We start from the raw sequence: 5,590 nt of genomic DNA on the forward strand, positions 1-5,590 counted from the left end.
CCCGAACGCGGATGCGGTGATCGTGGCGAAGGCCTTCGCCGGCGCCTGAGGGGCCAGGACTACAGGGGCGGGGATTCCTGTTTCGATCAGCTCCCGGGCACTGCCCGCACCACTTTGCAACAGCACCCCTCAAACGTCAGGAGACTGCATGATCGTTGCCTTCGTTCACACCAAGGGGGGCGTCGGAAAGACCACCAGTTCGGTGATGGTGGCCGCAGCCGCCGCAGCTTCCGGCGTTGCCGTGACGCTCTACGACGCAGACCCGCAGCGTTCCGCCTGCCGGTGGGCGGAGATTGCCGAGCAACGCGGCGATCCCCTGCCATTCACGATCATGCCGGCCACGGCGAAGGCGCTGTCGGAGCTCAAGGGATCTGATGGTCTGGCGGTCATCGACACGCCACCGGGGACTGCGAAGGAGATCCAGGCAGCTATCGACGTTGCGGACCTCGTCGTCGTCCCCTCCGGGGCAAGCCCGATGGACATCGACCGGGTCTGGCCGACCCTGGAAACCACCTCGCACCGGATGACTGGTGTCCTGCTGACCGGAGTGCTGATGCATACCCGGCTGTACTCAGAAGCGCGCGACCTCCTGGAGAACCAGGGGGTGCCGACGTTCTACAACGCGATACCGCAACGCGAGGACATGAAAGCACAGTTCGGGACCAATCCGGCGAAACTGCATGGCTACGACGACGTCTACAAGGAAATCACCGAGATCGAGGAGATGGAATGACCGACAAGAAGCGACCGAGCCTGAAGGACACGATGCGCAAGCCGCAGGCCACCGCAGCGCGCTCCGTTGAGGATGTCCTCGCAGAGAGTGACAGCGCCCGGCTCGACCGGCGGACGACGATCTATCTGTCCTCGACCACCTGGAAGGCGCTCAAGCTCCGTGCAGTCGAGGAGGAGACGAATGCCTCGCAGATCATCGAAGAGATGCTGAAAAAGCACCTTGAACTGTAGAAAGCGTTATAGCGTTAACGTTAAAACGTTGACATTATAACGCTATAGCGTTTCGTAGAGCGTCAGTTGGCCGATACCGTGGAGGGGATTCGGCAGGCGGGAGAGCGCCGATTCAAGAACCAGCAGCCATAGCTAGCCTGTCTGATGCGGGGACGAACGATTATGCTCCGTGGATTCAGTCACCCACGGTCAGCCTCGCTCAGGGGCTGCCAGGCCGCCGATCCGCAGGAACTCCTCACGCATCAACCGGGTGCGCCGCACGAGGTCGTCCCGGTCGGTGTCCACGGCGTCGCGGGTGAACTCCGGAAGTGTCCGGCGACGAGACTTCCACCACTGCTTTTCCGCCTCGGTATCGGCGGCGATGACGCGGTTGGAGTACGCGGCATTCAGGCTGGCGGCGACGGACTTCATGACGTCGAACTCGGCGAAGTGGATGTGACCCTCAGTGGGCTGCAGGAGCATAGGGATCAGTTCTCCGTTCGTGGTCGCCGGATGGGTCTTATGGTGATGGTACCGAGCGCAGCGATCGGTTACCCACCGGTTACCACGGGGAAATGAATCGGAAACCGACCTTCCGTAGCTTCATGGGTACGGGTCGAAGATGACCCGTACCCGGTCCACCCGAACTCACCCGAAAGGAGTTGGTGACTTTGTCCTTCAACCGCATCATGCCCCATCTTCTGAATTCCACGGGTCGCGGCGGTACCGGAATCGTCGGACGCACAGGATCCGACGGTCCGGCCGATCTCCGGTGACGGACAAGACCTGAAGCTTCCGGTGAAGATCCCTGGGAGCAGTGATCCTGCAGGTACTCCGCACCGCTCACGCGTTACCCCACGCACACCGCGTGCCATGTCGGCACGACGGTGCTCCAACGGAACCCGAACGGGTTCCGCCTCGTGAAAGGAGGAGGTTGAAATGACTCAATCCCCGGCCACCCCCCCGACCCTTCCCCGCGACAGTTCCACAGGAACACTCTCTGAACCATCCGCCCCGGCCGACCCCGCCGCCACCGCGACGACCGGTACCCATCCGCTACGCAAAGCGATCACCTCCAGCTTTCTCGGCAACTTCGTCGAGTGGTTCGACTACGCCCTCTACGGCTACCTCTCGGCCACTATCGCCACCGTCTTCTTCCCCGAAGACGAAGGACGCACCGCCCTGGTGAAGACCTTCGGCCTCTTCGCCCTGAGCTTCCTGATCCGCCCCGTCGGTGCCGTCGTCTGGGGCCACATCGGTGACCGCTACGGCCGTAAGACCGCACTGTCCTGGTCGATCCTGCTGATGTCCGGCGCCACCACCTGCATCGCCCTGCTGCCCGGCCACGCCACCATCGGGGTGGCCGCCCCGTTCCTGCTGCTCACCTTCCGGCTGATCCAGGGATTCTCCGCAGCCGGCGAATACGCCGGCGCGTCCACGCTGCTCACCGAACTCGCACCGGCCGGCAAGCGGGGCCTCGTCGCCGCCGTCGTCCCGGCGTCCACCGCCTCCGGTCTGCTGCTCGGCTCACTGATGGCAGCGTTGCTCACCGGCGTCCTCGATGACGCCACCATGGAGTCCTGGGGATGGCGCATCCCCTTCCTCATCGCCGCCCCGCTCGGGCTTGTCGGCCTGGTGATCCGCCGCCACCTCGACGAATCCACCGCCTTCACCGAGGCTGTCGAAAAAGCAGCCACGGCGAACGAGGAAGCCGGCCCCGGAGCGAAGCACCGACCGCTGCTGGAGGTCTTCCGCGAGCCCCGCGCCCTGCTCATCGCCTTCAGCGCCGCAGTGCTCAACGCCATCGGCTTCTACGTCATCCTCAGCTACATGCCGACCTACCTCTCCGAGGAACTCGGACAGGATGACACGGACGCCTTCATCGCCGCCTCCGTCGCCCTGTTCGCCTACATATTCTCCGTCCTGCTCACCGGCTGGATGTCCGACCGGATGGGACGCCGGAAGATCATGCTCACCGCGTCCTTCGCCTTCATCGTCGCCGCTCTCCCCGCATTCCTCCTGCTCGACGGGGCCGGACTGGCCCTCGTCATCATCATCCAGATCGCGATGGGCATGGTGCTCGCCCTCAACGACGGCGTGCTGCCGGCCTTCCTCTCCGAACAGTTCAGCACCGGAGTGCGCCTCACCGGCTTCGCCGTGACCTTCAACACCGCCAACGCTGTCTTCGGCGGTACTGCCCCGATGCTCGCCACCCTGCTCATCGGCTGGACCGGAATGACGGTCGCACCGGCGTTCTACCTGATGGCCGCCGCCCTCGTCACCTTCCTCGCCGTGCTGAAGGCCGCGGAAACCCACCGCGCCCCACTCTCCTGACATCCCCGAATTCCCGTACCGAAAGGAACACCATCATGACCGCAGTACTTCCTACCCCCTCCGTCACCGTCGACGACTTCCGCGACGAGCGCACCCGCCTTTGCTACAACGGTGAGAAGGTCGCCCTGACCTTCAGCGACACCGAGATGGAACGACGCCTCGCCGGGCTGCGTGCCCACATGGCCGCCGCCGGCCTCGACGCCGTCGTCCTCACCAGCCCCCAGTCCATCAAGTACTGGTCCGACTTCCTCTACACCCACTTCGGCCGCTTCTACGGCATGATCGTCACCGCGGACTCCACCTGCACCGTCTCCGCGGGCATCGACGCCGGGATGCCGTGGCGTCGGGGCTACGGTGACAACCTCGTCTTCACCGACTGGAACAAGGAGAACTACCAGTACGCCCTGCGCAAGGCCGTCACCGACCGGGTCGACGCCCGCCGCGTCGGTATCGAGCTCGACGGCATGTCCGTGCAGATGTACCGCCGCATCAGTGCTGAATTCGGGGCGGACGCCGGAACCGTCGAACTCGTCGACGTCTCGGATGCCGTCATGCGCCTGCGCATGATCAAATCCGCCGAGGAGATCGCCGTCATCACCGACGGCGCCCAGGTCGCGGACATCGGAGGCGAGGCCATCCGCAAGGCACTGGAGGAGGGTCCTAAGCGCGAGTTCGAGCTCGCCCAGATCGGTACGGACGCCATGGTCACCGAGATCGCCACACGGTATCCGGACTCCGAGATCCGAGACACCTGGGTGTGGTTCCAGTCCGGCATCAACACCGACGGTGCCCACAACTGGCCGACCACCCGCATGGTGCAGCCCGGCGACATCCTGTCGCTGAACTGCTTCCCGATGATCTCCGGGTACTACACCGCCCTGGAACGCACCATGTTCTACGGCACGCCGGACGCCGACACCCTGCGCTACTGGGAGGTCAACACCGAGGTCTACCGACGTGGTCTCGAGCTGGTCCAGCCTGGTGCGGTGTGCTCCGAAATCGCCGCCGAACTCAACGGCATCTACGCCGAGGCCGGGATGCTGGGCTACCGCACCTTCGGCTACGGCCACTCCTTCGGCGTGCTGTCCCACTACTACGGACGAGAGGCCGGCCTGGAGATCCGCGAGGACATCGACACCGTCCTGGAACCGGGCATGGTGGTCTCCATCGAGCCGATGCTCACCGTGCCGGAGGGTATGCCCGGTGCCGGTGGCTACCGTGAGCATGACATCCTCGTGGTCGGTGAGAACGGCGCCACCAACATCACCGGTTTCCCGGTGGGCCCGGAGGAGAACATCATCGTCGGGTAGGGGAGCAGTGTTGCGGAGCGGAATGTGAAACAGCGGGGTGCGTCTACTCTCTACTCCATGACCCCCGAGCCCGCAGTCCGGATCGCCGTCTGATTCCGCCTACCATGATGCGATCGCCCAGCCTCCGAAGTCGGGAGAGGAGCAGATCCGTGATGAGCACGGCGTCCCGCGAGGGAGTCTGCTCGGGTTCTGGCGGTGGGCGTACTCCCAGACTCTCGACAACGCGCTGCGTGGCGTTCTCGCCGAGTACTTGGTCGGTCTGGCTGTGACTTTGTCCGCTAAATGGCGTGACATCTTGATCGCTGTGTGGCGCCCTCAGAGTGTCCACTCGTGAGACGCGTCGCCGGTAGGGTGAACAGGTATGAAACCCGCCTGTCTCACAAACGCATCAACGACAGACGGTGACACCGCTCTGGCAGGCCTTCTACTCAACTCCTTGCCGCTCAAGCGCCCCGTCTATGCCGCCTGTCTCGCCACAGTCGGCCCGGCAGGCACTCGCATCGCCACGATCGGGTGCGACCTGCAGAAAACGTTCCACATCGGTTCAATCAGCAAAGCCCTCAACGGCTTGATCTATACCGACATGGTGCAGACCAGGCTGATCTCACCGCACGACCGGCTCGAAGACTACCTCCCCCTGACCGGAACAGCTGCCGGTGAAGCGACTTTGGAGTCCTGTCTGACCCACACCTCAGGACTGCCTGCCACCGGCGGGGGAATCCGCTCAGCAGCCCGAGCGCTCAGTGCTGTACTGACAGGTGGTGATCCACAACCCGAGAACCTCGCCGATCTGATGAACCAACTTCGCCGATCGCGTGTCCGTCATGCCGGGCGCTTCAGCTACTCCAACCTCGCTGCCTCAGCATTGGGCCACGCGTTAGCGGCCGCCGACGGGGCGGACTACCCGACGCTGGTGCGAAACAGGCTGACGATACCGCTGGGGTGTTCACGCCTGCGCGCTCAGCAACCTGCACAGCGAAACCTCCCGCATGACCTCAACGCTG

The 5,590-nt window shown here is 64.2% G+C and carries 6 protein-coding genes; 5 read left to right on the plus strand and 1 reads right to left on the minus strand.

Annotation, left to right across the window (positions count from 1 at the left end; translation table 11 throughout):
* Nucleotides 1-148 precede the first annotated feature (148 nt).
* Together IRY30_RS10200 and IRY30_RS10205 are read left to right on the plus strand one after the other, a co-directional pair.
* Nucleotides 149-733: a nucleotide-binding protein gene (locus tag IRY30_RS10200; RefSeq protein WP_194557338.1), complete on the plus strand. Its 585-nt coding sequence runs from the start codon at nucleotides 149-151 to the stop codon at nucleotides 731-733.
* A complete protein-coding gene (locus IRY30_RS10205) occupies nucleotides 730-963 on the plus strand; it encodes a hypothetical protein (RefSeq protein WP_194557339.1) in 234 nt (77 codons plus the stop codon). The genes IRY30_RS10200 and IRY30_RS10205 overlap by 4 nt, the downstream gene beginning before the upstream one ends.
* A gap of 189 nt (nucleotides 964-1,152) precedes the next feature.
* On the opposite strand, the gene IRY30_RS10210 is transcribed toward IRY30_RS10205, so the two are convergent.
* The gene (locus tag IRY30_RS10210; protein WP_194557340.1) at nucleotides 1,153-1,425 is read right to left on the minus strand and encodes a hypothetical protein; all 273 of its coding nucleotides are present in this window, start codon (nucleotides 1,423-1,425) and stop codon (nucleotides 1,153-1,155) included.
* Nucleotides 1,426-1,881: 456 nt separating this feature from the next.
* On the opposite strand from IRY30_RS10210, the gene IRY30_RS10215 reads away from it, so the two are divergent.
* From IRY30_RS10215 to IRY30_RS10225, 3 genes are all read left to right on the plus strand, one after another.
* On the plus strand, nucleotides 1,882-3,276 hold the full coding sequence (locus IRY30_RS10215) for an MFS transporter (RefSeq protein WP_194557341.1): 1,395 nt from the start codon (nucleotides 1,882-1,884) through the stop codon (nucleotides 3,274-3,276).
* A 35-nt stretch (nucleotides 3,277-3,311) separates the two neighbouring features.
* Nucleotides 3,312-4,586, plus strand: coding sequence for an aminopeptidase P family protein (locus IRY30_RS10220; protein WP_194557342.1), 1,275 nt, complete (start codon nucleotides 3,312-3,314; stop codon nucleotides 4,584-4,586).
* 436 nt (nucleotides 4,587-5,022) lie between these two features.
* Nucleotides 5,023-5,590 (plus strand): serine hydrolase domain-containing protein (locus IRY30_RS10225; RefSeq protein ID WP_194557343.1); only part of this gene is annotated, 568 nt, incomplete at its 3' end.

Origin of the sequence: Corynebacterium suicordis DSM 45110 (assembly GCF_015351405.1) — a bacterium.
In the GTDB taxonomy this organism is placed as follows: Bacteria; Actinomycetota; Actinomycetes; order Mycobacteriales; family Mycobacteriaceae; genus Corynebacterium; species Corynebacterium suicordis.

Excerpts from the sequence above, each read along its gene's own strand:
- IRY30_RS10210 (WP_194557340.1), bottom strand. The coding sequence starts at position 1,425 with ATGCTCCTGCAGCCCACTGAGGGTCACATCCACTTCGCCGAGTTCGAC.
- IRY30_RS10215 (WP_194557341.1), top strand. The coding sequence starts at position 1,882 with ATGACTCAATCCCCGGCCACCCCCCCGACCCTTCCCCGCGACAGTTCC.
- IRY30_RS10205 (WP_194557339.1), top strand. The coding sequence starts at position 730 with ATGACCGACAAGAAGCGACCGAGCCTGAAGGACACGATGCGCAAGCCG.
- IRY30_RS10220 (WP_194557342.1), top strand. The coding sequence starts at position 3,312 with ATGACCGCAGTACTTCCTACCCCCTCCGTCACCGTCGACGACTTCCGC.
- IRY30_RS10200 (WP_194557338.1), top strand. The coding sequence starts at position 149 with ATGATCGTTGCCTTCGTTCACACCAAGGGGGGCGTCGGAAAGACCACC.